The 23,908-nt window shown below is 62.6% G+C and carries 24 protein-coding genes and 1 riboswitch; of the genes, 13 read left to right on the top strand and 11 right to left on the bottom strand.

Translation table 11 applies throughout. The features are described 5' to 3' along the window. Position 1: 1 nt before the first annotated feature. Positions 2 to 811 carry a shikimate dehydrogenase family protein gene (locus QOS90_RS08520; RefSeq protein ID WP_027596254.1) on the bottom strand — a complete coding sequence of 270 codons (810 nt, stop codon included), beginning with the start codon at positions 809 to 811 and terminating at the stop codon, positions 2 to 4. Between the two features lie 281 nt (positions 812 to 1,092). On the opposite strand from QOS90_RS08520, the gene QOS90_RS08515 reads away from it, so the two are divergent. From QOS90_RS08515 to QOS90_RS08505, 3 genes are all read left to right on the top strand, one after another. Further along, positions 1,093 to 1,863: an IclR family transcriptional regulator domain-containing protein gene (locus tag QOS90_RS08515; protein ID WP_085273162.1), complete on the top strand. Its 771-nt coding sequence runs from the start codon at positions 1,093 to 1,095 to the stop codon at positions 1,861 to 1,863. A 154-nt stretch (positions 1,864 to 2,017) separates the two neighbouring features. After that, positions 2,018 to 2,377: a RidA family protein gene (locus tag QOS90_RS08510; RefSeq protein ID WP_027596256.1), complete on the top strand. Its 360-nt coding sequence runs from the start codon at positions 2,018 to 2,020 to the stop codon at positions 2,375 to 2,377. A gap of 288 nt (positions 2,378 to 2,665) precedes the next feature. After that, on the top strand, positions 2,666 to 3,052 hold the full coding sequence (locus QOS90_RS08505; protein WP_027596257.1) for an NUDIX domain-containing protein: 387 nt from the start codon (positions 2,666 to 2,668) through the stop codon (positions 3,050 to 3,052). A gap of 11 nt (positions 3,053 to 3,063) precedes the next feature. Here the strand turns inward: QOS90_RS08505 and QOS90_RS08500 are convergent, their stop codons facing one another. From QOS90_RS08500 to nikA, 6 genes are all read right to left on the bottom strand, one after another. Continuing rightward, positions 3,064 to 4,410: a cation:proton antiporter gene (locus QOS90_RS08500; RefSeq protein ID WP_085273163.1), complete on the bottom strand. Its 1,347-nt coding sequence runs from the start codon at positions 4,408 to 4,410 to the stop codon at positions 3,064 to 3,066. Positions 4,411 to 4,482: 72 nt separating this feature from the next. Continuing rightward, on the bottom strand, positions 4,483 to 5,340 hold the full coding sequence (nikE, locus tag QOS90_RS08495; protein ID WP_085273164.1) for a nickel import ATP-binding protein NikE: 858 nt from the start codon (positions 5,338 to 5,340) through the stop codon (positions 4,483 to 4,485). After that, positions 5,337 to 6,107 (bottom strand): nickel import ATP-binding protein NikD, encoded by a 771-nt coding sequence (nikD, locus tag QOS90_RS08490; RefSeq protein ID WP_027596259.1) that lies wholly within the window; start codon positions 6,105 to 6,107, stop codon positions 5,337 to 5,339. Before nikD ends, nikE begins: the two co-directional genes overlap by 4 nt. Then, positions 6,108 to 6,953, bottom strand: coding sequence for a nickel ABC transporter permease subunit NikC (gene nikC / locus QOS90_RS08485; RefSeq protein ID WP_085273165.1), 846 nt, complete (start codon positions 6,951 to 6,953; stop codon positions 6,108 to 6,110). Further along, on the bottom strand, positions 6,950 to 7,891 hold the full coding sequence (gene nikB, locus QOS90_RS08480) for a nickel ABC transporter permease subunit NikB (RefSeq protein WP_027596261.1): 942 nt from the start codon (positions 7,889 to 7,891) through the stop codon (positions 6,950 to 6,952). Before nikB ends, nikC begins: the two co-directional genes overlap by 4 nt. 1 nt (position 7,892) lies before the next feature. Then, the gene (nikA, locus tag QOS90_RS08475; RefSeq protein ID WP_085273166.1) at positions 7,893 to 9,467 is read right to left on the bottom strand and encodes a nickel ABC transporter substrate-binding protein; all 1,575 of its coding nucleotides are present in this window, start codon (positions 9,465 to 9,467) and stop codon (positions 7,893 to 7,895) included. Positions 9,468 to 9,686: 219 nt separating this feature from the next. Beyond that, positions 9,687 to 9,893, top strand: a riboswitch (cobalamin riboswitch). Between the two features lie 109 nt (positions 9,894 to 10,002). On the opposite strand from nikA, the gene QOS90_RS08470 reads away from it, so the two are divergent. From QOS90_RS08470 to QOS90_RS08455, 4 genes are read left to right on the top strand one after another with little or no spacing between them, the layout of a single operon-like run. After that, entirely contained in the window at positions 10,003 to 12,141 is a 2,139-nt protein-coding gene (locus tag QOS90_RS08470; protein ID WP_085273167.1) for a TonB-dependent receptor, read from the top strand. A gap of 46 nt (positions 12,142 to 12,187) precedes the next feature. Continuing rightward, a complete protein-coding gene (locus tag QOS90_RS08465; RefSeq protein WP_085273168.1) occupies positions 12,188 to 12,973 on the top strand; it encodes an ABC transporter ATP-binding protein in 786 nt (261 codons plus the stop codon). Next, positions 12,970 to 13,938 (top strand): ABC transporter substrate-binding protein, encoded by a 969-nt coding sequence (locus tag QOS90_RS08460; protein ID WP_085273169.1) that lies wholly within the window; start codon positions 12,970 to 12,972, stop codon positions 13,936 to 13,938. Before QOS90_RS08465 ends, QOS90_RS08460 begins: the two co-directional genes overlap by 4 nt. Further along, positions 13,935 to 14,954 carry a FecCD family ABC transporter permease gene (locus QOS90_RS08455; RefSeq protein WP_085273170.1) on the top strand — a complete coding sequence of 340 codons (1,020 nt, stop codon included), beginning with the start codon at positions 13,935 to 13,937 and terminating at the stop codon, positions 14,952 to 14,954. The genes QOS90_RS08460 and QOS90_RS08455 overlap by 4 nt, the downstream gene beginning before the upstream one ends. 20 nt (positions 14,955 to 14,974) lie before the next feature. Here the strand turns inward: QOS90_RS08455 and QOS90_RS08450 are convergent, their stop codons facing one another. After that, positions 14,975 to 15,880 (bottom strand): alpha/beta fold hydrolase, encoded by a 906-nt coding sequence (locus QOS90_RS08450; RefSeq protein ID WP_085273171.1) that lies wholly within the window; start codon positions 15,878 to 15,880, stop codon positions 14,975 to 14,977. Between the two features lie 214 nt (positions 15,881 to 16,094). Here QOS90_RS08450 and QOS90_RS08445 point away from each other — a divergent pair, with 214 nt between their 5' ends. Beyond that, positions 16,095 to 16,328, top strand: a complete 234-nt coding sequence (locus QOS90_RS08445; RefSeq protein ID WP_027596268.1) for a hypothetical protein — start codon at positions 16,095 to 16,097, stop codon at positions 16,326 to 16,328. Between the two features lie 87 nt (positions 16,329 to 16,415). Here the strand turns inward: QOS90_RS08445 and QOS90_RS08440 are convergent, their stop codons facing one another. Then, positions 16,416 to 17,135 (bottom strand): tellurite resistance TerB family protein, encoded by a 720-nt coding sequence (locus tag QOS90_RS08440; RefSeq protein ID WP_085273172.1) that lies wholly within the window; start codon positions 17,133 to 17,135, stop codon positions 16,416 to 16,418. 168 nt (positions 17,136 to 17,303) lie between these two features. Between QOS90_RS08440 and QOS90_RS08435 the strand changes: the two genes are divergently transcribed. After that, positions 17,304 to 17,897 (top strand): hypothetical protein, encoded by a 594-nt coding sequence (locus QOS90_RS08435; protein WP_085273173.1) that lies wholly within the window; start codon positions 17,304 to 17,306, stop codon positions 17,895 to 17,897. A 13-nt stretch (positions 17,898 to 17,910) separates the two neighbouring features. Then, on the top strand, positions 17,911 to 18,195 hold the full coding sequence (locus QOS90_RS08430) for a hypothetical protein (protein WP_085273174.1): 285 nt from the start codon (positions 17,911 to 17,913) through the stop codon (positions 18,193 to 18,195). Between the two features lie 40 nt (positions 18,196 to 18,235). Here QOS90_RS08430 and QOS90_RS08425 read toward each other — a convergent pair whose 3' ends face one another. Then, positions 18,236 to 18,733 carry a hypothetical protein gene (locus tag QOS90_RS08425; protein ID WP_085273175.1) on the bottom strand — a complete coding sequence of 166 codons (498 nt, stop codon included), beginning with the start codon at positions 18,731 to 18,733 and terminating at the stop codon, positions 18,236 to 18,238. A gap of 203 nt (positions 18,734 to 18,936) precedes the next feature. Here QOS90_RS08425 and QOS90_RS08420 point away from each other — a divergent pair, with 203 nt between their 5' ends. Then, positions 18,937 to 20,070: an aminotransferase class V-fold PLP-dependent enzyme gene (locus QOS90_RS08420; RefSeq protein ID WP_085273176.1), complete on the top strand. Its 1,134-nt coding sequence runs from the start codon at positions 18,937 to 18,939 to the stop codon at positions 20,068 to 20,070. Between the two features lie 305 nt (positions 20,071 to 20,375). Then, entirely contained in the window at positions 20,376 to 21,581 is a 1,206-nt protein-coding gene (gene chrA, locus QOS90_RS08415) for a chromate efflux transporter (protein ID WP_085273177.1), read from the top strand. 145 nt (positions 21,582 to 21,726) lie between these two features. On the opposite strand, the gene QOS90_RS08410 is transcribed toward chrA, so the two are convergent. Next, positions 21,727 to 23,193, bottom strand: a complete 1,467-nt coding sequence (locus tag QOS90_RS08410; protein ID WP_027596274.1) for an efflux transporter outer membrane subunit — start codon at positions 23,191 to 23,193, stop codon at positions 21,727 to 21,729. 90 nt (positions 23,194 to 23,283) lie between these two features. Here QOS90_RS08410 and QOS90_RS08405 point away from each other — a divergent pair, with 90 nt between their 5' ends. Beyond that, positions 23,284 to 23,898, top strand: a complete 615-nt coding sequence (locus tag QOS90_RS08405) for a TetR/AcrR family transcriptional regulator (RefSeq protein WP_027596275.1) — start codon at positions 23,284 to 23,286, stop codon at positions 23,896 to 23,898. Positions 23,899 to 23,908 lie beyond the last annotated feature (10 nt).

Here is a 23,908-nt window from a genome sequence, read left to right as displayed (position 1 = left end):
CTCAGATCTCCAGCGGGGTGACGCCCATGAAGGCGCCGAGGTGGCCGAGTTGGGCAAAGGCCATCTGCGGGCCAGTCTGGATCGCACAGCCCCGGTCGCGTGCCTGCTGCAACAGCGGGGTGATTTCTGGCGAGGTGACCACGTCGGCAACCAACGTGGAGGGTTGCAGGGTTGTCAGCATCGGCGCTGGTAGCGGCAACTCATCGGTGCTGCCCATGCCAACCGGCGACGCGTTGACCACCAGGTCGAACGCTTCCAGCGAGCGGTAGTGGGTGGCGATTTCGAGACTGGGGAAGGCTGTGCCGAGTACTTCGCAAAGCGCGCCAACGCGGATAGCGCTGGGGTCGCTCAGGATGATCTGGCGCACGCCCGCTTCGCCCAGTGCATAGGCAATTGCACTGCCCACCCCACCACAACCAATCACCAGCGCGCGTTTGCCTGCCGGTTGAAAGCCCTGTTTGCGTGCGGCGCCAAGAAAGCCTGCGCCGTCGACATTGTCGCCGAGCAGGCGGCCGTCACTGTGGCGGCGCACCACGTTGACCGAACCCAGTGCGGCGGCGCGCGCACTGAGGCCGTCCAGGCGTGCGGCCAGTGCCTGTTTGTAGGGCACGGTGACCACGCAACCGCGCAGGTTCTGCCAGCCGCGCAGGCTGCCGACAAAGGCTTCCAGCGCAGTCTCTTGCAGGTCGATGGGGAGCATTGCCAGGTCGCAGCCGTTGCTGGCGAACCAGGTGTTGAAGTTTTCAGGCGATTTCACCTGGGTGATGGGTGAACCGACGATGGCGACCAGTTCTGTCGAACCCCGAATCATGCTGACCTCCGTGCTTGCTGTTGTTGTGCAGCAAGGGTGACCGGGTACAGGGCGCGGGAAAATGCGCTTGTCGGGCGGGTAGTGCGATAATCGCAGTCAGGTAGCGATTATTGGCGGGTAATACCAAAAAATGTCCGTCATAAACACGCTCCCTCACTGTAGGAGCAGCCTTGTGCTGCGAAGAGGCCAGTAAAAACAGCGAAGATCGAGGGTGTTGCCACCGGCCTCTTCGCAGCACAAGGCTGCTCCTACCCGGGCTCGCGCATCACTGGAGAACCCCCATGGACAAACCCGATATCCACCCCCGCGACCTGATCGTGGGCTTGCAGAAAGGCCTGACATTGATGCAACTGTTCAGCGTCGATCAGCCACGCCTGACCGTGCCGCAGGCAGCCAGGCAATCGGGCCTGACCCCCAGTGCCGCGCGCCGCTTCCTGCTGACGTTGGTACACGAAGGCTTTGCCGACACCGACAGCCGCCAGTACTGGCTCACGCCCAAGGCGCTGCGCATCGGCCAGGCCTACGTGGACTCGGCACAGTTGCCGCGCATGCTGCGGCCCATCGTCGAGCAGGTGGCGCGGCAGACCCAGGAGCATGTCTCGGTCGGCACCCGTGACGGCGATGAAATCATCCACCTGGTGCGCAGCCGCTACAGCCACATCGCCTCGTTGTCGATCAGGCCCGGCTCGCGGGTGCCGATGTACTGCACCGCCGGCGGGCGAATCTGGCTGGCAGCGCTGGAGGAGGCCGCGCGCGATGACTACTTCTCACGCAACCCGCTCCGCCCGCTCACGCCCTATACCCAGACCGATCGGGCGCTGCTGGAAGCAGAGTTGCAGCGCGTGCGCCACCAGGGCTACAGCATCGTCGACCAGGAATACGAAATCGGCATGCGCGTGCTGGGTGTACCGCTGCTGGACCGTAGCGGCCAGCTGAAGGCGACGCTGACGATCACCACCCACGCCTCGCGGTTGAGCGTCGACGAGATACGGCTGCGCTACCTGCCACCGCTCTACGAGGCGCAGGCGTTGTTGAAGCCGGTGGTGGGCTGATTGCTGCGCTGTCAGCCAGCGGGCTACAGCTTGAACGTCAATTGTGGATAATGGGCCTAGCTGACGAGCCTTATCGTGCCCGTCAGATGCAGCAATCGCCTACGCATGCTTCACAATTTTTTATTTATATAACAACAAGATAAGGATATTTCAGATGACGATCGAACGCCTGCACACTAACGCTCGCATGAGCCTTGTGGTCAAGCACCAAGGCACCGTGTACCTGTCCGGTGAGGTTGCCAACGATTTTGCGGGCGATGTGCAGCAGCAAACCCGTGAAACCTTGCAGAACATCGAGCGACTGCTCGACCAGGCCGGCACCGACAAGACACGGATTTTGTCCGCAACCCTTTACCTCAAAGACATCGATGCCGACTTCGCGGGCATGAATCAGGTGTGGGATCAATGGTTGCCGCAGGGGTGTGCGCCAGCGCGCGCAACGGTGCAAGCCAAGTTGTATGACCCTGCCGTGCTGGTCGAAATCTCGATTATCGCAGCGCTCCCTGACGCTTGACCGCCCGCTGGCAAGCCAACGCGCAGGTGCAACGCTGCCCTTGAGAGCAGCGCTTGCCTGTAGGAGCTGGCTTGCCTGCGATCACCGGCAAAGCCGGTGCCATGCACCGAGGTGCCTTCATTGCCGACAGGCCTGGACAATCTTCTTCTGCCGAACGGAACTACCGCCCAGGCCACGCTTTCTCAAGGCTAGTTGCCTGCTTTGAAAGTGGCGCGATATTCGCATCCAAGTGAATAACGCTAGCCGCTTGCGAGCGCAGGGCGTTGTGTTGGGAAGTAGGAGGTATACATGTCTGACAGGAGCAGCCTCAGGAGCAGAGCGACGGTGCTGTGCTTTCGCAGTGGCAAAATACTCCTGGTGCGTAGAAAGGCCGGGAAATGGGGCTTTCCGGGGGGCGGTGTGGGCACGAATGAGGCACCGTTGCACGCCGCCAGCCGAGAGCTGAAAGAGGAAACAGGGATTTGCCGTGAGCGCCTGGTGGCGCTATGCACGCTGCAAGTCGGTAACACCCTCCATTACATTTTTACCCTTCAGCTGGACGATCAGGATAAACCGGTGCCGAAGAATGAGATCGTCGCTTGCAAGTGGATTGAGCGCGATGCACTGAATACCTCCCTCCTAAAGCCCGCCGCTGCGGCACTGCTGCGTAGCGAACTGCCGGCGCTGTGTGCTTGACCCGAGTCACGCTAGCCGTCACGGCGTTTTCGGCCTGCTTCATAACGCGACAGAAGAGGCTGCACGCTTAACCCATGTACGACAATGCTCAGCGCCACTACCGACAGTGTGAGGTTGGTGATGGCCGCGGCATCGCTGGCGCTCAGGCCGTGGTTTACCGAGTAGAACAGGTAGTAAAGGCTGCCGATACCACGTATGCCGAACCAGCCCAGCATGCCGCGCTGGCGAAGGTCCAGCAGGCCACGCCCTGGGATGATCAGCGTACTCAATGGCCGAATGAACACGAACAGCGCCGGGCCTACGGTCAGTGCGCGCCAGTCCCAGTGCTCGATCAACACGACACCGAGCAAGGTCACCAGAAACACCTCCATCGCCCGCTCCACAAGCCCACCAAACGAGAGCATGTCGCCCAGCATGATGCCAGCTGCGACCTGGGTGTCTTCCAGCGCGGCTATATCGCCTTTGACCGCGTGCTCCGGGGCGACATGCTGGTGGCCGACCACAGGCTGCACAAGGTGTTCTGCAGGCGCTTGTGGGGTGGGGCTGGCGTGTACTTCGGCCTGTCGCAGGCCCAGCCCGGCAGCGAACACGGCGAGAAACCCATAGCCATGGATCAGGTCGGCGACCACATAAGCCATCGCGATCAACGCCAGCGCCAGGTAGTCGTTGGGCGAGAGGGTGCTGTCCTCGTGCCGGGTGCGCAGGTACAGGGTCAGGTGCCCTAGGCCGCGCCCCATCCAGTAGCCACTGAGCAAGCCGGCGGGCACCGCCCACAGCACGTCTTGCCACAACCAGTCAGTCAGCCATTGGCTGCCTGCTGCGCCCTGCACAAGCAGCAAGCCCAGGATTACGAACGGAAAGGCGACCCCATCGTTGAGCCCTGCCTCACCCGACAGGCTGAAGCGCACGCGGTCGTAGTCCTGCGCGTCATTGACCTGGACCAAGGTGGCCAGCACCGGATCGGTCGGGGCCAGGATGGCGCCAATCAACACCGACACCCCCCAGCCCAGGTTCAGGCCGTAATGCAGCACCAGGCTGACCCCGGCGATGCAAGCCAGCATGACCGGCCCAGCCAGGAAAACCGCCACCCGCCAGCTGCGGCTGCTCAGCGGCAGGCGCAGCTTGAGGCCGCTGACAAACAGGGAAAACAGCACGGCGACCTCGGTCAGGTGCTCCATCCAGCCGTGCGCATCGGGCAGCTCGAGTTGCAGCAAGCCGAGGCCACCTGGGCCAAGCGCGACGCCCAGGGCCAGGCACACGACCGAGGTCGTGACCGGGATCCAGCGCAGGTAAGAGGAGGTCAACGCCAGCAGCAACAAGACTGCGCCGAGCATGGCCACCCAGACGATGAAGCTCATGTGCGCAGTGCCTCCACGGCGTCGGGCTCTGGGGCTGGCGCAGGCAGGCAGCTTTGCTAGCCACCGGCTGGGTCAGACACTCAGTCTAGTCGTCGCCCGAACTGCCGCAGGTGACAAGGCCGCCGGCGACCCTGCCTCAGGCTCGCGCATTGTTGGCCGCACCGGCAGTACTGCGGCCTGTAGCTGCTTGCCAACGGCGTGATCGAACGAAAGCCTACCGTCTATCTGACGCTCCTCGATGATACGCCCGGCGTCCAACACGACCACCCGTTGGCAGAAGTAGCGCACCAGGCTCAGGTCATGGGTGATCAGCAAGAACGCGGTGCCGTGCTCGCGTCGAAGTGCATCCAGGCGCTGCAGCAGTTGCAGTTGCAACACCCGGTCCAGGTTTGACAAGGCCTCGTCCAGTATTACCAGTTTGGGTGAGATGGCCAGCGCGCGGGCGATATTGGCGCGCTGCAGCTGGCCGCCACTGAGTTGGTGCGGCAGGCGCTCGGCATGCTCGCTGCGCAGGCCCATGTGCTCTAGTAGCTCTACGGTACGCGCGTTGCGTGCAGCTTCGTCCAGCTCGCTCAGGTGACGCAATGGCTCGGCAATGCTCCAGCCGATGCTGCGTTGCGGGTTGAACGCGCTGGGCGCGTCCTGGAGTACCAACTGAACGGCGCGCAAGAAAGCACGGGCCTCACCGCCGCGCAGTCGGCTGACCTCTTGGCCGGCAAATGTCACCTGGCCACACGCGGGTTTCTCCAGGCCCAGCAGTAACCGGGCAAGCGTGCTCTTGCCGCTGCCGCTGCTGCCGAGCAGGCCGAGCGACTCACCGGGCTGCAGCTCAAGCTCAATGCCGTCGAGCACCTGCAGCCAGCCGCGTCTGCTCAGTAGCCCTCCGCAACGGTAGCCATGCCCGAGTTGTTTAACGTGCAGCAGGCTCATGGCTGGCTCCCGTTTAGTAGCTGATGGGCTTCAAGCAGGGTGCGGGCGGTGGCGCTGGCCGGTTGATCGAACAGGCCATGCACTGTTTGCCGCTCGACGACGCGCCCCGCTTCCATCACCGCGACATGGTCGGCGCAGCGGGCAACCACCCCCATGTCATGGGTCACCAACAGCACGCCAAGCCTGTGCTGCTGCACCAGCTTCATGAGCAGGTCGAGAAAGCGCGCCTGGCTCACGGCGTCGAGGTCGCTGGTGGGCTCGTCCGCCAACAGAAAGGGGCTTTCGGCCATGAGCGCAAGGGCGATCATCATGCGCTGCAACATGCCACCGCTGAGCTGGAACGCGAACGACTGCAGGACCCGACTGCGGTCATCCAACCCCACGGCCTCCAGGCATTCATCCATCCGCGTACGTGCAGCGCTGCCGACGACCCCTCGCAGTTTCAGGGTTTCCTGGGCATGGCTAGCCATGTTGCGCACAGGGTTGAATGCACTACGTGGGTTCTGCAGGATCAGGCTGGCAAGCTGCCCACGCACCTGATCGGCCGCCAATGGCTTGCCATCGTGCAGCAACTGGCCGCGTGTACGGCGCAGGCCTGGCGGCAGCAGGTCAAGCAAACCCAGGCAACTGAGCGATTTGCCCGATCCGCTGTGACCGACCAGGGCACAGACTTCACCTCGGCGCAGCTGCAGGTCGACGTCGTCCACTAACACGCCAGCACGCCCTTCGATACACAGGCCTTTGAGCTGTAACGTCGACACGGGCATTCAATGAGCCTCCTGGGTTGGGTCCAGGCGATCACGCAACGCATCGCCCAGCAGGTTGAACGCCATCACCGAGAAGAAGATCATCAGCCCGGGCAACAGCAGCAGTTGCGGCTGGGTCCAGATGAACTCCTTGGCATCGTTGATCATCACCCCCCATTCGGCACTGGGCGGGGTGACGCCAAGGCCGAGGAAGGACAGCCCCGAGACATGCAGCATCATGTGCCCGATGTCCATCGTGGCCAGCACCAGCAAGGGGCCGGCAATGTTCGGCAGCACATGCTGGCGCAGCCGTGCCCAACGTGAGGCACCGGCCAGGCGTGATGCCATCACGTATTCGCGGCCGCGTTGGGCGATGACCATGCCGCGCACCATGCGCGCATACCATGCCCAGTGCGACAGGGCGATGGCAATGATCACGTTGCTCAGGCCAGTACCCAGCAGGGTGACGAAGAAGAACGCCAGCACCAGCGTGGGGAAGGTCATGAACATGTCGCACAGGCGCATCAGCAGCAGGTCGACCTTGCCACCGACAAAACCGGACACCCCGCCCACCAGCAGGCCCAGAAACAGCACCAGCGCCAGTGTCAGCACTACGCTGCCCAGCGACAGCCGTGTGCCGACGATCAACCGGGACAGCACGTCGCGGCCAAGGTGGTCGGTGCCCAGCCAGTGGCTGCTGTCCGGTGGCAGCAGGCGTCGGCCGAGGTCGACCAGGTCCGGGTCGTGCGGGGCAAGCCATTGGCCAAACACGGCCAACATGTAGAGCACGCTGACCAGTACCAGCCCTGCAATCAGGTTGGCCTGGCCGGCCAGCGTAGCGCGACGGAAGATGGCCAGTACACTCATGCGTCGACCCCTTCAAGACGGCTGCGAGGGTCGAGCCAGGCATAACAGACATCCACCACCAGGTTGCAGACCATCAGCAGGCCTGTCAGCAGCAGGGTGAAGCATTGCATGACCGGAAAGTCGCGGTTGAGCACCGCCGACACCGCGAAGCGGCCTACGCCCGGCCAGGCGAAGATGGTCTCGATTACCAGTGCCCCGCCGATCAATTCCCCGATGTGCATACCGGTGGCCGTGACGAAGGGTAGCCAGGCGTTGCGCAACACGTGGTCACGCCATACCCGGCGCTCGGGCAGCCCGCGGGCACGGGCGTAGGTGACATAACGCTGGCCGCTGGCCTCCAGCAGGCTTGCCCGCAACAGGCGGGCGTTGATCGACATCGACATCAGGGCAATCGCCAGTACCGGCATCACCAGATGCCCGGCACTGCCGCGACCCAGTGGCGGTAACCAGCCCAGCCAAAGGGAGAACAGCGCAATCAGCAGAAACGCCAGCCAGAAGTTGGGCATCGAGACACCCAGGAACGTCACCGCGCGGACGGCGTGATCGGGCCAGCGCCCTTGCCAGCGCGCAGCAACCAGGCCCAGCGGAATCGACAGCAGCAGGGTGCAGGCCAGGGCCAGGCCGCCCAGTTGCAAGGTGGCGGGCAGGTAGTAAAGGAGGTCGTCGAGCACCGGCCGCCCCGTGAGGTATGAAATACCGAAGTCCAGCTGCACGGCCTTCCCAAGCCAGGTCAGGTACTGCTCAAGCAACGGCCGGTCGAGGCCCAAGGTATGGCGGACTTCGGCAATGGCCGCGTCAGTCGGCGGGATGTGCGACAGGCGAAGGTAGTCCAGGGCCGGGTCGGTGCTGCCCAGGTGCAGCAGCACGAAGACCAGCAGTGAGACCCCGAGCATTACTGGCACCAGCAGTGCCAGCCGCAGCAGGATATAGCGCAGCATGTCAGTCTCCCTGCTTCGGTGTCATGGCTTCGAACGGCACGTCGAACAGCGTGCTGCCGAATTGCACATGGGCAACGGAGTCGCGGCGAACGCTGATGGCGGTGAGGTAGGAAATCGGCAGGTACACGGCTTGCTCATGCAGGGTGGTGAGGATGAACCGGTACTGTTCGGCGCGTTGCTGCGCGTCGGTACTTGCCAGTACCTGGCCAATGCGCTGGTCCAGTTCGTCCTTGATCGCTAAACCACGCTGCGCCATGTAGTCGGCATGGCCGGCATAGCGCATGGAGCTGACAAAGGAGTGCGGGTCGTAGGGCGCTCCCCAGGTGTCGGCGAAGATCATGCCGAAGTCGCCATCGCGCTGGCGCCGGACCAGCCCACCTTCTTCGACCGCACGCAGCTCAATGCGCATGCCGACGTTAGCCAGCTCGCCTTGCAGCACTTCAGCCAGGCTCTTCTGCAGCGCGCTGGTGCCGAGGAACACCAGTTCGATCGACAGCGGTTCACCGGCCTTGCTACGTACCGTTGCGCCTGCCGTCAGGGTCCAGCCGGCAGCGTCAAGTTCGCGGGCGGCTTGGGCAGGGTCGTAGGCGTAGGGTTTCAGGCCGATGTCGGCATAGGGCATGTTGCTGGCGAACAGGGTATCGGCACGGGGCTCGAGGCCATACAGAATCTGGTCGATGATGGCCTGCTTGTTCACCGCCTGGTTGATCGCTTGACGCACGGCCAGGTCACGGGTGGCGCCATGCCCGGTGTTCATCGCCAGGGTGCGGGTAGCCAGCGGTGCCGAGAGGGCGGTGGCGAAGCCTTGGTCGCGCAGGCGCACGAACGTGCCGGCGGTAATCTCGCCGGCGGCCCCTTGAATCAGCTCGAGCTCGCCGGCCTGCAGGGCCAGCGCGCGGCTGTTGGGATCAGGGATGACGTTTACCAGCACCTCGCCATAGGCCGGCTTTGCGCCCCAGTAAAAGGGGTTGCGGGCAAAGCGGTCATACTCGCCCAAGCGCGATTCGACGCGCATCCATGGGCCGGTGCCGGCGGGTTCGCCAGGTTTGGCCTGTGGGGAGGCGAAGCGCAGCGGGCGCACTTGGGCTAGTTCCATCAACGTTGGGTAATACGGGTGCTTGAGCACCAGGCGCAAGGTCAGGCGGTCAGGGGCCTCGATGTGGTCGAGGGTGGTGACCAGCTCCATCCAGCGATGGCGTTGGCTATTGGCCAGGACGGCATCCAGGTTGGCCTTGGCAGCTGCAGCGTCGAATGGCGTGCCGTCACTGAAGCGCACGCCATCTCGCAAGTTGAAGGTGTAGGTCTTGCCATCGTCGGAGACTTGCCAAGCCTGTGCCAACCACGGCTCTACAGTGCCCGCCGAGGTGTAACGCACCAGCGGTTCATACACCATGGCCTGGGCGTACATCTGATTGGGCGAGTAGCCGCGTGGGTCGAGCGGGCCTGCGTTAACGGGCCAGGAATACACCAGCGTCGGGCTTTGTTGGGGTGTGCTGTCAGCGTGTGCGCAGAGGCTCGCGGCGACCATCAGAATTCCCCAGAGGGCGGGCTTTGGTTTAGCTGACTGCTGCTTCACACGGGGTCCCCACTTCGACGGAGGCGTAAGGCTAAAGAGTGGTGGGTATGATGTCCATGCAAAAACTTCTTACTGAACGTTACAAAATGCCGCGCCAGAAAAGGCAGTAGAAAGCCCTGGCGATGATTGAACCGTGACGCGTTCGCCCAGGGCCTGAAGTGGCGAGCTCAGGCGACCTGTTTGCCACAAGCCGGTTGACGCAGCGGGCTTTTGATGGTCATCTGCGCGCCTGTTTCAGGTGCCCCCTGCCGCCGTGCATGGGGTGAAACGGGAAGCCGGTTCGTCATCGTTCGATGATCAGTCCGGCGCTGCCCCCGCAACGGTATGCGAGCGAAGCATTCAAGACACCACTGTGCCCTGGCATGGGAAGGTGAAGGCTTCATGACCCTCGCGAGCCCGGAGACCGGCCTGAAGCATCGTTTGGCAAACCCGCGGTGGGCGGGCGCAGGCCGGTTTCCGTGGGCGTGCTCGCCCGCGATTCCTCTTTGCGTTGTTCCCTCCGGGATTCTTTCATTCCTGCTTCAAGTGGAACGACATGTCCCGTTATTCGCTGTTTAATTCTCTGCCAGGTACGCTGCTGCACGCCAGCCTGGTGCCCTGTGTTTTTCTCTCTGTTGCCGCCCACGCCGCCGAGGCGGACAACGCCCTGGCGCTACCGGCCACGGACATTACCGGCACGGCCGAGCACAACCCTCAGCCCGACCTGCATACCCCAGGCACCAGTGGTTCGCGGCTTGGCCTGACGCCGCTGGAAACACCGGCCAGCGTGACCAGTATCAGTGCCGAGCAAATCCTCACGCGTAACAACGCCACGGTGCAGGACGCGGTCACCCGTTCACCCGGCATCACCTTCATCGGCACCCCCGGTAACGGCGGCACGGCCTTGTCGGCCCGCGGCTTCACCGGGCACAGCTCGACCATGCAGTTGTACGACGGTACCCGGCTTTACGTGGGCGCCGGCACCGTGACCTTCCCGGTCGATACCTGGTCGGTCGAGCGCATCGATGTGCTGCGCGGCCCGGCCTCGGTGCTGTACGGGGAGGGCGCCACCGGTGCGGTGGTCAACGTCGTGCCGAAGAAGCCTTTTGAAGGTGAAATCCGCAATCACCTGCGCCTGGGCTACGGCTCGGATGACCGTCGGCAGATGGCCCTGGACAGCGGCGGCTCGCTGACCGACACCTTGAGCTACCGCTTGAACCTCAACAAGCTGGCCAGCAACGGCTGGGTCGACCGGGGCGATTCGCAGAGCCTTGCCATCAGCGGCGCGCTGCGCTGGCAGCCCAGCGATGAACTGAGCTTCACCCTCAGCCACGACTACGGAGACCAAGACCCGCAGCAGTACATGGGGACGCCGTTGGTGGACGGGCATTACCGCGAGTCGCTGCGCGATCACAACTACAACGTCGACAACGCCGAAGTGCATTACAACGACCAGTCGACGCGGCTGGTCACCGACTGGGTGATCAACGACAACCTCACCGCCAGCAACCAGCTGTACTTCCTCAAGGCCCAGCGCCGCTGGCGCAACGCCGAGACCTACACCTGGCTGCCAGGCGACCAGGTGCGGCGCAGCAGCTTCATCAGCATCAAGCAGACCCAGGAACAGCTCGGCGATCGCCAGTCGTTCATCCTGCAACACCCACTGTTCGGCCTGGACAGCCAGACCGTGGTGGGCGCCGACTACAACACGATCCGTTTCGTGCGCAAGCACGACTTCGGCAACACCCTGACCGATACCGTGCCGTTGTCCGGTTCCGGTGGGGGCGAGTACATCAGCAACGACCCTTACCGCTCGCGCGAAGCCAACCAGGCCAAGCAATTCTCGCTGTTCGCCGAAAACCGCACGCAACTCACCGAGCGCCTGTCGTTGATCACCGGTGCACGCCGCGACCAGGTGCACCTGAACCGTGACGACCTGGATGCCGATACCCGCACCGATCGCAGCTTGTCTGGCGACAACTGGCGCGCCGGCCTGGTGTTCGCGCTGACCGAGGACCTGTCGGTTTATGGCCAGTACGCTACCAGTACCGAAGGTGTGAGCAACCTGCTCACCCTCAACGCCGCGCAGCAGCAATGGGACCTGAGCACCGCCAAACAGACCGAAGCCGGCATCAAGCACAGGCTGCCTGACGGGCGAGGCGAGTGGACCCTGGCGGCGTATCACATCGTCAAGAAAAAGCTGCTGAGCACCGACCCGCTCAACCCCACGCTGCAACAGCAGGTCGGCCAACAGTCGTCGGACGGCATCGAGGCCACCCTCGAACTGCGCCTGCCGTATGACGTGCAACTGTCGGCCAACGCCGCCTGGGTGCGCGCGGAGTATGACGAGTTTGCCAGTGGCGCCAACGACTACGCCGGCAACCAGCCGATCAACGTGCCGCGCCGCTCCGCCAACCTGTGGTTGAGCAAAGACTTCGGCCAACGCTTCAGTGCCGGCGCCGGGGCGCGCTATGTCGACAGCCGCTACGCCGACAACGCCAACACCGTCGAGGTGCCCAGCTACACCGTGGTTGACGCCAACATCGACTGGCACGTGCAACCGGACCTGACCCTGGGCCTGCAGTTGAACAATCTGTTCGACCGCCAGTACGCCACCACCACGGGTAACAACGGCCGGCAGTGGTACCTGGGCGAACCGCGTTCGTTCTTCGTCACGGCTGACTACAGCTTCTGAGCCTGTCGCACCGGCTCCTGGCCGGTGCTTCCTGGAGGTGATGCCCATGACACAACTGCACATCGAGGCCCTGGACTGGGCCCTGCTTGAACGGGGACAGCCGCCGCGCCCGCTGCTGCAAGGCGTGGACCTGCGGGTGGAACAGGGCGAGTTCGTCGGCTTGATCGGCCCCAATGGCAGCGGCAAGACCAGCCTGCTGCGGTGCGCCTACCGCGCCAACGAACCTGCCGAGGGCCGTGTGCGCCTTGGCGGTGATGACCTTTGGCAACGCAGCGCACGCTGGAGCGCACAACGCATCGCGGTGGTGCTGCAGGAGTTTCCCGATTCGTTTGGCTTGAGCGTTGGCGACATCGTTGCGATGGGGCGCGCACCGCACAAGGGCTTGTTCGACGGCGACACGGCCGAGGACGCCCGGCAAGTGGCCCAGGCACTGGCGCAAGTTGGCCTTGCCGGCGAGGGCGAACGGGCCTTTGCCAGCCTGTCTGGCGGCGAGAAACAGCGCGTGCTGCTGGCCCGGGCGCTGGTGCAGACGCCACAGCTGCTGCTACTCGACGAGCCAACCAACCACCTCGACCCACGCTACCAGCTGGAGCTGCTTCAGCACCTGCGTGGCCTGGGCCTGAGCATTTTGGCCAGCTTCCACGACCTCAACCTGGCGGCTGCGTTTTGCGATCGGCTGTACGTCATCGACGGCGGGCGCATCGTCGCCTGCGGTACGCCACAGCAGGTGCTGACCCCCGCGCTGCTGCTGCAGGTTTTCGGCGTCGAGGCGCTGGTCGACCCGCATCCCCTGCATCCCTACCCACGCATTACCTGGATCACCCGAACATGACTGTCCGCTACCTGATCGGCCTGTTGGCGCTGCTGACCGCGCTGCCTGCGATGGCCAGCGATTACCCCCTGAGCGTGCGCAGCTGTGACCGCGACATAACGTTCACCCAGCCACCGCAGCGGGTCGTGGTGCACGACGTGAACATGACCGCCATGCTGCTGCACCTGGGGCTGCGCGAGCACATCATCGGCTACACCGGCTTCACTGCCAGCAAACACCGCGACCCGTGGGTGGATGCAGCGCTGCAGGGCGTACCACCGCTGGCCAGCCGCTACCCCGCCATCGAAACCTTGCTGGCGGCTGAAACCGACCTGTTCTTTGCCGGCTGGAACTACGGCATGCAGGTCGGTGGGCCAGTCACGCCCAGCACCCTCGCGCCGTTTGGTATCCCGGTGTACGAGCTCAGCGAGTCGTGTTCGTGGGTCATGGCCCAGCAACGGGCCAGGCTGGATGACGTTTATCGCGACCTGGGCAATCTAGGTCGGATTTTTTCCGTCGAGCCCCAGGCCGACGCCTTGATCGCAAGCATGCGCACGCGCATCGGTGACGTGCAGCGCCGGGTTGAACACGCGCAGCCTGCGCCCCGTGTATTTCTGTACGACAGTGGCGAAGACCGCCCGACCACCTCGGGAAGGCTGGGCGTACCCCAGGCCCTGATCGAGGCGGCAGGCGGTCGCAATGTGATGGACGACGTGTCTGCCAGCTGGACCCAGGTGAACTGGGAGAGTGTGGTGGAGCGCGACCCGCAGGTCATTCTGATCGTCGACTATGGCCCGAGCAGTTGGCAGCAGAAGCGCGATTTCTTGCTGCGACTGCCGGCGTTGAAAGACGTGCAGGCGATTCGTGAGCAGCGCTTCATTGTGCTGACTTACCTGGAGGTAACGCCCGCTGTCGAGAACGCCCTGGCCATCGAGAAGCTGGCTGCTGCCCTGCATCCGCAGCTGTTCCAAGGTGCCGTTCAATGAGGGTCGGGCACAGCCCTGTGGCCTACCGGTGGTTGATCGTGATGCTGACAGCACTGTTGCTGGTGTCGTGCCTGATCGCCCTGGCATTCGGCCCCGCATCGGTACCGCTGGCCCACGTGGCGGGGATCGTCGGCCAGCAACTGGGCATCGCCGGGCCAGGCGAGTGGTCCCAAAGCCAGGCGCAGATCGTCTGGCTGATTCGCGCCCCCCGGGTTTTACTGGGGGCCTTGGTGGGTGCCGGCTTGGCACTGGTCGGCACGGCGCTGCAGGCCGTGACCCGTAACCCTCTGGCAGACCCGCACCTACTGGGCGTCAGCTCCGGCGCGGCGTTGGGGGCGGTGCTGGTGATGCTCTACCTCGGCGAATTCATCGGTGCCTTCAGCCTGCCGTTGGCGGCGTTCATGGGCGCAGCAGCGAGCATGCTGCTGGTGATCGCCGTGGCGCGGCGCCATGGCCGCATGGAAAGCGACCGCCTGCTGCTGGCGGGCGTCGCCGTGTCGTTCGTGTTGATGGCCGTGGTCAACCTGCTGCTGTACACCGGCGACCAGCACGCCGCCGCCTCGGTGGTGTTCTGGATGCTGGGAGGCTTGGGGGCGGCGCGCTGGCATGTCCTCTGGTTGCCGGCGCTTTGCGTGGTGCTGGGGCTGGTGGCCTTGCAGGTCATGGGGCGCGGGCTGAATGCGCTGATGAGCGGTGAGCAGACCGCAGTGAGCCTAGGCTTCAGCGGCCGACGCCTGCGCCTGCAGGTGTTCACCTGCACCTCGTTGCTGACCGGTGTGCTGGTGTCGCTCTCCGGTGCCATCGGCTTTGTCGGCTTGATGGTACCGCACATGGCGCGGGCGCTGGTGGGGGCGGAAAACCGCCGGCTGATGCCGGTGAGCGCACTGCTGGGGGGGATTTTCCTGGTCTGGGTAGACGTGGCTGCACGCACCCTGATCGCCCCGCAAGACCTGCCGATCGGCATTGCCACTGCGGCGCTTGGCGGGCTGTTTTTCATTGCCCTGCTCAAGCGCTGAACGGCGGTGGCAGGCGCCCGCTAGGGCTGCAGGAAATCAGTGACCACGTTGGCGAACGCTTCTGGCTGGTCGAGCATGACGAAGTGGAAGCTGTCGTCAATGCGCGTGAAGTTGATGTGCGGGGTATTGGCATAGGCGTTGCGGAAGGTCGCCTCGACATTGGCCGCAGGGATGCCGTACACCGGGTCATAGGCATAGACGACCTCGACCGGCACCTGGATGCGATCAAGCTCCGGGCGCAGGTCGGTGGTCATCAGTTCGTAAGTGGCTTGCGCCGTGGTCTGCCGATCCGAGCTTGTCGCCGCCGCAAGCAGCACAGGCCGGGCTGCTTCGCTTTTTACCAAGCGGGCAATGGATACACGCTGCAGGGCTTCAGCCTGCTCAGGCGTTGACGCCAGCAGCGAATCGCGGAATGCAGCCGCCTGCGGTTCGGCTGTCTCGCGGGTTGCGAAAGGGTTCATGAGCAGTGTGTAGAAGGGCAGGGCATCGACGACCATCAGCCGCGCGACCTGATCGGGGTGACGCGCGCCGAGCATCAGCGCCACCTCGCCACCCAACGAGTGACCAATGATGACCGGGGCCTTGAGGTGCTGGGTGCGGATGTAGTCAGCGATGGCCTCGGCCGTTGGCGCCACGACTTCTCCACGCGAGTCGGACACCGCAGGTGCCCCGGCGAAACCTGCGACCTGTACCAGGTGAAGGCGGTGGCTGCGCTGCAAGCGGGTGGCCAGATCACGCCACACCTCGCGGGAAGACGCCAAGCCCGGGATCAAGATCACATCAGGGCCGCTGCCTTCGACCGTTACCGAAATGCGGTCTTTGTTCACCTGTGCCGGCGTCACGGGCGCCGGCTGGGTGGCCGATGCCGGGGCTGACAGCAGTGTGAACGCGGCGCCGAATGCCGCGAGGAGGGTGCGTGTACGCATGACATTTTCCTTTTGTCCTGTTCGCCGTCCGCTACTGCCAACGGGGTAAAACCGCTGGAGGATACCATCCAGCCTGTCTAATTAGCCTGCGGCAGCTATCTAATTCGAAGCGTCTGTACGGTAGCGCACAGACCGCTTGCGCCATTGCGCACAGGCTTTAACGGTCTGCATCCCAGGTGCAGCGGCTGTGAGGTTTCACTCAAGGCGTAAGGATATGGCGGACAAATACGTTGGAAAAAAAGTCGGGGTGGGTACGGATAATGTGGTCTATGTGATCAACATTTATCAGGATGAGACCGTTGAGCGCTCGCCCAATGGAATGATTCGGCATGAAGGTCCGGTGCATTTTGAAATGCAATTCGGTGGGGCCGTGCGGCAGATATCGGAATCCGAGTACGAAATCGCAAGCACGGGCGTGAGGGTCAGTGTGCAGGAAGGTGACAGCTAAGCAGCACAACTTCACAGGCTGCTTACGCTCGGGATTATGCCTGCGCGGGCTTCAGGTTAATGAAATAGCGCAGGCATCTCAGCCCGGTCAGGCGGCTCCCTTGGCCTGTTGTTCCAGGTGCACCTGCAAGGTCGGGTCGATTTGCAGAGCGCTGGCGAGTTCATCAAGGTAGGCCCGCTCTGCGGCCTGCTGGTCATCCACCAGCATCACGCTGGCCAGGTACATCTCCGCAGCCATGGCCGGGTCCTGTGCCGACTGTGCCACTTCGGCAGCATCGAGGGGTTTGCTGACTTCGTCATCCAGCCATTGCTGCAGTTGCGGGTCGCTGGTGTGACGTTTGATTTCTGCGTAGATCAACTGTTCTTCTTGCTCGTCGATGCGCCCGTCAGCCTTGGCTGCCGCAATTAGCGCGCGCAATATTGCATGGCTGTGGCCCTCAGCCTCGGGGCCGGACAATTGATCGACAGTACGCATGGCCTGTTGCGGGGCTGCCGCCTGGCTGCGCTGCCAGCTTTGATAGGCCTGGAACGCCATCATGCCCAGCGACGCCAGGGCCGCGTAATGGGTGCCACCCGTGGCGCGCCCCTGGCTAATGCCGCCAGCGCTGCCGCCACCCCGCAACAGGCCGCCCAGTAGACCGCCAAGGCCACCGCCGCCACCCGCGGCACTGCCGCCGTTAAGCAAACCACCCAGCAAGCTGCCCAAACCGCCCAGGCCATCTTGCGATGACAGGCCGCCGCTGCCTTGTTGCGCTTGCGAGCCTTGCCCGGCCCGGAGTAACTGTTCGAGAAGATCACTGGTGTTCATCGCCCCGCCCTCGGTCGGTAGTCGTTGCCCAGACAAGCAACGATAGCCCCCTCAAGGCGATTCGCCATGACCGTTTGGCCGACGGCTAAGCGTGACATTCTTGAAGCAGCTAGGGAATGCATCCCCGCTCGTGTGGTCTGTACAGGCACTTTGCAAAGGACATGCGCCATGTCGATCCGTACTGCACGCTGCTTGCTGCTTCTGCCGTTGTTTGCGGGCTGCCAATATTTACCTCATACCGATTACTTCGTCGCGCCAGAAAACGAGCCGGATCCCGCGTGGGTTCGCGTCGTCAACTTCACGCAGCATGCCACTATTTACCAATACGAAAACGGCGTGCGCTCGGGCGGCGTGATCCGCACCGGGCCGCTGCCGTTCATCAATACACAGGACCAGGGCATGCCCAAAGCCGGGCAGGACTTGACGTTCGACTACTTCGAAACCCGTGTCAGGCCCGGTATCAAAACGCAGGTGGGCATGTTCTGGGAGGGGCCGCGTACGCAATCCTGCATGGTCGTAACTCAGTTCACGCCCCAGGCAGGGCGCTACTATCAGTTCAGGTTGACCTCCGGTTCAGGCGGTACCTGCACGCTGTATCCCACGCTGATTGAGCGCGACAAAGACGGCGCCGAGTGGCACCTCGTCCCCAACCCGCAAGTGACGTACCCCCACAGCGGGCCAACGGCCAAAACGACTTACAGTAACAGTCGCTTCGAAGACCCCGACTACCAACCCCCTGCGGGTCTGTACCCGGGCATGTAACGGAGTTGAACGAATGACGGAAAAGCCCGTGTACCTGTTCGCCAAGGTGCGGCAACCCTGTGAATATCGTCCCAACGTAACGGCCATCGTGCTGTTTGGTCTTGAGGTCGAAGGAGGGGAGGACCCGCCGGTTTATCTGGAGATTCGCTTCATCGATTACGGCGCTCAACAGGTTGAAGGCGATCACCTGATGCTGTCATTGGCGCAGGCCCTTGAGTCCGCGCGCGCCGATTACGGGATTCTGCCGGCTGATTGGCGTGCGCTGAGCCAGGAGGAGATTGATCGGATTGATGGGTAGCGGGCGACGCTTGAGCTTGTAGGTGAATCGCACGGCCCTGTTATTCCGGCTGCATTCGCCTGTTCCAGCCAAAAGTGTCGGCACAGGGTGCCAGCCATTGCCGTAGTTCTGGATTGCGCGCCAACGCTTCGGGTTCCAGCAAGCGCGCCCCTATATTGGCATGGCGCAGGAAGGTCACCTCGAGGCACTGCTGCAACTGTTCGACCAGCAAGGGGAAGCCCATCAGGTTGTGCAGGCGGGGCCACTTGATCTGCTTGCGGTAGCGCAGTTGCTGCGACTCGATGCGCAGGTCATTGTTGGGGCGCCACTGGACGTTGAAGAGCTTGTCATGACGCGACAGGTCGACCCACCAGCTACCGTTGGCCGGGATGTGCAGATCGAGTTTCAGGCTTTCAGGCCGCAACTTCTTGCGTTTGTAAAACCAGTGCTCGGGCGGCTCATTGCTCTGGTCAATGGAGCAGACGCTGTAGGACACCTCAGGGACATTGAACTGGGTAAACCATTCAGCGATTTCGGGGTGGGTCGGGTGATCGAACATGGTTGGCCTCGTCCTGAGAGAGCGGTCAGACAGTGCGCTAGCTTAATGGCTTGTTGGGTGGGGTGATAGCAGACAGTCACCACCGCCTGCTGTCGACTAACCGGACGTGAACGACCTCCGTCCGAGCCATGTTCTAACTTCTCAGTTGCCAAGGCTTAGGGCTGGGTCCATACCAATGACATCTCTGCCAAAGGAGTCACCGCATGTCAAAGCTCTATCCAAGTATTGATCCTGAGGGGCTGGTCGAGTATTCGGTGGTCTACACCGACCGCTCGCTCAATCATATGTCGCAGGCATTTCAAGGCGTGATGAAGAACATTTCCAGCACCCTGAAACAGGTCTATAACGCCCGGGCTGTTGCAGTAGTGCCGGGTAGCGGTACATTCGGGATGGAATCGGTAGCGCGGCAGTTTGCCACCGGCCAGCAGTGCCTGGTGATCCGCAACGGTTGGTTCAGTTATCGCTGGAGCCAGATCCTTGAGATGGGCAACATTCCGGCGGCTACCACGGTGCTGAAAGCCCGACCGATCGACACGGGTCGCCAGCCAGCCTACGTGCCCCCGCCTCTGGACGAAGTGTTAGCGGCCATTGAGGCGCACAAACCGCAGATTGTCTTTGCACCACACGTTGAAACCTCATCCGGGATTATCCTGCCCGACGATTACTTGCGGGCCATTGGCGACGCTGTGCATGCAGTGGGGGGGCGGTTCGTCCTGGACTGCATCGCCTCAGGCACGCTTTGGGTTGATATGGACAAGTGCGCAGTCGACCTGCTGATCAGCGCACCGCAGAAAGGTTGGAGCGCCTCCCCTTGCTGCGCGCTGGTGATGCTCAGTGCATTGGCCCTCGAGCGCATCGAGCAGACGCATAGCAGCAGCTTTGCCTGCGACCTGAAAAAGTGGCTTCAGATCATGCAGGCATACGAACAGGGCGGACATGCTTACCACGCGACCATGCCCAGCGATTCTCTCGCGCGATTCAACGACGTGATGAACGAGATGCAAGCCTACGGTTTCGACAAGGTGCGCGGTGAACAACAGGCGTTGGGCGATCGCGTCCGCGCCATGTTGACCGGCAGAGGCATCAAAAGCGTGGCCGCAGCCGGCTTTCAGGCCCCGGGTGTAGTGGTGAGCTACACCGATGATCCCGACATCAAGAACGGTAAGAAATTTGCAGAACACGGCCTACAGATAGCCGCCGGAGTGCCGTTGCAATGTGATGAGCCGGCCGACTTCCAAACCTTTCGTATTGGTCTGTTCGGGCTCGAAAAACTGCACAATATCGAGCGCACGGTCAGCACCCTTGAACGGGCGCTGGACGAAGTGATGGTGAACTGAGCCCTCCTTTTGGCTGCAGCACGGCTACGGCTGTCAGCTAGGGGTCGAAAGGGGTTACTAGCGAGCGGCTGCAATCGACCCAAAGCTGCCTTTCGCCGAGGTCGGCTAACGGTCAAAATCGGTCACTTGTCAAGCTGATGAGCTATTGGAGCTTTCTCTCGGCAGTTGATGGGGTGGGTTCAACCTGCTACGCGACAAGGTTCAGTAGGTCTCTGCATCATCAGGTTACGCAGCTAGGTTCATCATATTCCGTTACGATTTTCGATTATCGTTCGGTGAATTTGCCAATGATGGATCAAACGAACATGAGCAATACCCCACAGGCTGACCGCAGCCACTGGACTGTTTTCTTAATCTTTCTGCGATTGGGCCTGACTTCTTTTGGTGGCCCAATTGCTCACTTGGGGTACTTCCGAGATGAATTCGTTGTGCGTCGACAGTGGCTAAGCGAGCGCAGTTATGCGGATTTGGTCGCCCTTTGCCAGTTTCTACCGGGACCTGCTAGCAGTCAGGTTGGCATCGCGCTTGGTCTGTCTCACTCAGGCTACCGCGGCGCCCTGGCTGCGTGGATGGGATTCACCTTACCTTCCGCGACTGCCCTGATCCTCTTCGCTTTGGGCATCGCCAGCTATAGCGATGCCGTGCCCACTGGCGTGCTGCACGGTTTGAAGGTGGTAGCCGTGGCGGTGGTCGCACAGGCGGTATGGGGTATGGCGCGTAATTTGTGCCCTGATGCGCCGCGTATATCCATCATGGCGGCAGCGACCTGCTTCGTGCTGCTCATGCCGTCCGCCTTAGGGCAAGTGGGAGTCATTTTTATTGCCGCGATCATTGGTCTGTTGCTGTTCAAGCCCCTGCCGGACGAATCCCATGATCCACTGCCCATTAGCATCCGGCGTCGCGCTGGCCTAATCTGGTTGGCCCTGTTCTTTGCCTTGCTGCTCGGGCTGCCGCTCCTGGCAATGTTGTTCCCAAGTCAGATGCTGTCGATGGTGGACGCTTTCTACCGTACCGGCTCGCTGGTCTTCGGTGGCGGACATGTGGTGCTGCCGCTATTGCAGGCTGAAGTCGTGCCTTCTGGATGGGTCGACAACGATGCATTCTTGGCTGGCTATGGCGCAGCTCAGGCCGTCCCTGGCCCGCTATTCACCTTCGCAGCATTTCTCGGCGCCTCTATGAACCAGGCGCCAAGCGGTTGGCTTGGAGGCCTGATCTGCTTGCTGGCGATTTTCGCGCCTTCTTTCCTGATGGTGGTGGGCGCCTTGCCGTTCTGGGAGCGTCTGCGCCGCAACAGCCGCACCCAAGCGGCACTGCTGGGCATCAATGCGGCTGTGGTGGGTCTGTTGCTTGCCGCTCTATATCAGCCGGTATGGATGAGTGCCATTCACGCCCCACAAGACTTTGGTCTGGCCCTTGTGGCACTAGTTGCGTTGATGTTCTGGAAGTTGCCGCCGTGGCTGGTTGTACTCGGCAGCGGCGTCCTGGGCGGGCTGTTGAATATCGCTCTGTGAGGCTAATTGCTGATGTCCGCAATTGGCCGATTACTACACTTCGCCAGAGGCCGCTATGGGTCGATAGCCGCCGTTCGCGACTGACCGCTTTCGACCCAAAGCGGTCGTCCACAAGAGGCTAAATTCGGCCCAAAGCAAACTCCGGCTATTTAGCTTCTAACGGTCCATTCACTGCCATTTGTTCGGAATCCCAGCCTCCTCCTAGGGCACGGTATGCTGCGATGCCCGCGCGGGCCGACCCTGTCTGCGCTTGCGCCCTGGCGTCGGAAGTGCGCAGCAGCGTCTGATCGGCGTTGAGCACGTCAATCAGGCTGGCGGCGCCGTTCTGGTACGCTATGAAGGAAGACTGCCGGGCGTTTGCCAGGGCGGTTTCGCCAGCCGTCAGGAGCGCAGCCTGGGTTTCATGGTTGACCAGCGCCGAGAAGGCATTTTCCACATCCTCGCTGGCCATTAGTACAGACTGGCGATAGGCGGCGAGCGCTTCTGCTTCCTGGCCTTTGGCCAGGTCGATCTGGGCGTTGATGCGCGCAAAATCGAACAGCCGCCAACGCAAACCCAACACCCCAGCCGATTGCGCTGCACCGCTGCTGAACAGGTTACCATTCTGCGTAGTAGCACTGCCGAGCAGAGCGCTGAGTGAGAACTTCGGGTAGTACTCGCTGATCGCCTCGCCTATACGCGCATTGGCGGCGACCAGTCGGCGCTCTGCGGCAATCAGGTCCGGGCGACGGCGCAGCAGGTCAGCGGGCGTGCCCGTCGCCACGAGCTGCGGCGCGCGTGGAATGGCGCCTGCGTTGGCGAGTTCGGCCCGGTGGGTGCCCGGCGTGCTGCCGAGCATCACATCCATCGCGTTCATGGCTGCATCAAGACCCGCTTGCAAGACCGGCACGCTGGCCCTGACTTGCGAGAGTTCGCCTTCGGTCTGTCGCACCTGATAGTCGGCGGCCAGGCCGCGCGTATGTAGCAGGCGCACTTTGTCCAGCAACGCCTGCTGTGTGTCGACCTGCCGCTCGGCAATCGCCATACGCGCCTGCAGGCCGCGGATACTGATGTAGATGTCGGCTGTCTGCGCGGCGACCGCGAGCCGCGTGGCAACGACGTCGGCCCCGGATGCCTGGTAATCCGCCTGGGCAGCTTCCTTGCCACGGCGCAGGCCGCCAAACACATCCAGCTCCCAACTCGCTTCGAGGTTGGCCTCGTAGCTATTACCATTGCGGTCGTAGCCGGGCGTGGCGTCCAGTACCTGGCCCAATGGCGTTTCCACCGATTGCTGGGCACGTGCCGCCTGGCCGTTGATCGTGGCCGAGGGAAGCAGCGCCGCATTGGCGGCGCCAAGGCCGGCACGGGCTTGCATGACGCGGGCCCGGGCCTTGGCGATGTGGAGATTCTGCGCCAGCGCTTCGTCTATCAACGCACTCAACTGGGCGTCGCCGAAGCCCTCCCACCACCGGGCGAAACTGGCAGGTGCCGGCGCGGCTCGCCGTTCCACGGCGGCCTGACCCAGGTAGTGGTCGGCCAGCGGTGCGTCCGGGCGATGGTAGTCAGGGCCGACTGCGCACCCTGCCGCCAGGCTGGTGCTGATCACGAGTGCAAGGGTGCGCATGGCCGACATGGGAATTCTCATAGGCGAAAATAGATGGTGACCATATTATAGATTGGTCACTTACTGTCAATCAGCTCACCGTGGAGTTATGCTCTAGGCATGAACGACGATATCAACACCTCGAATACACGTGGGCCGCAGGATCATGAGATCCGCGACCAGATCATCAACGCCGCGACCGAGCATTTCGGCCACTATGGCTATGAGAAAACCACGGTTTCGGATCTTGCCAAGGCGATCGGTTTCTCCAAGGCCTACATCTATAAATTCTTCGATTCCAAGCAGGCCATTGGTGGGGTGATTTGCACCAATCGCCTGGCCATGATCATGGGTATTGTCGAAGCGGCACTGGCCGATGCGCCGAGTGCCTCGGAGAAGCTGAGGCGCCTGTTTCGCTCGATTTCAGAGGCTGGCAGCGATCTTTTCTTCCACGATCGAAAGCTTTACGACATCGCTGCGGTGGCCTCGCGCGACCAGTGGCCGTCGGTCAAGGCGCACGAGCTGCGCATTCGCGAGCTAATTCAGCGGATTTTGCTCGAGGGCCGCGAAACGGGCGAATTCGAGCGCAAGACGCCTCTGGACGAAACCACCAACGCGATCTTTCTGATCCTGCGGCCCTACATAAATTCCGCCCAGCTGCAGTACAACCTGGATAGCGCCGTCGAGGCAGCCGCGCACCTGCCGGCGCTGATATTACGCAGCCTGGCTCCCTAGTCGCTCAATA

It is taken from the genome of Pseudomonas sp. LAIL14HWK12:I10 (genome assembly GCF_900184205.1).
Lineage (GTDB): Bacteria > Pseudomonadota > Gammaproteobacteria > Pseudomonadales > Pseudomonadaceae > Aquipseudomonas > Aquipseudomonas kermanshahensis.
Note: the sequence above shows the minus strand (reverse complement) of the source record. Positions and strands in the feature narration are given on the sequence as shown.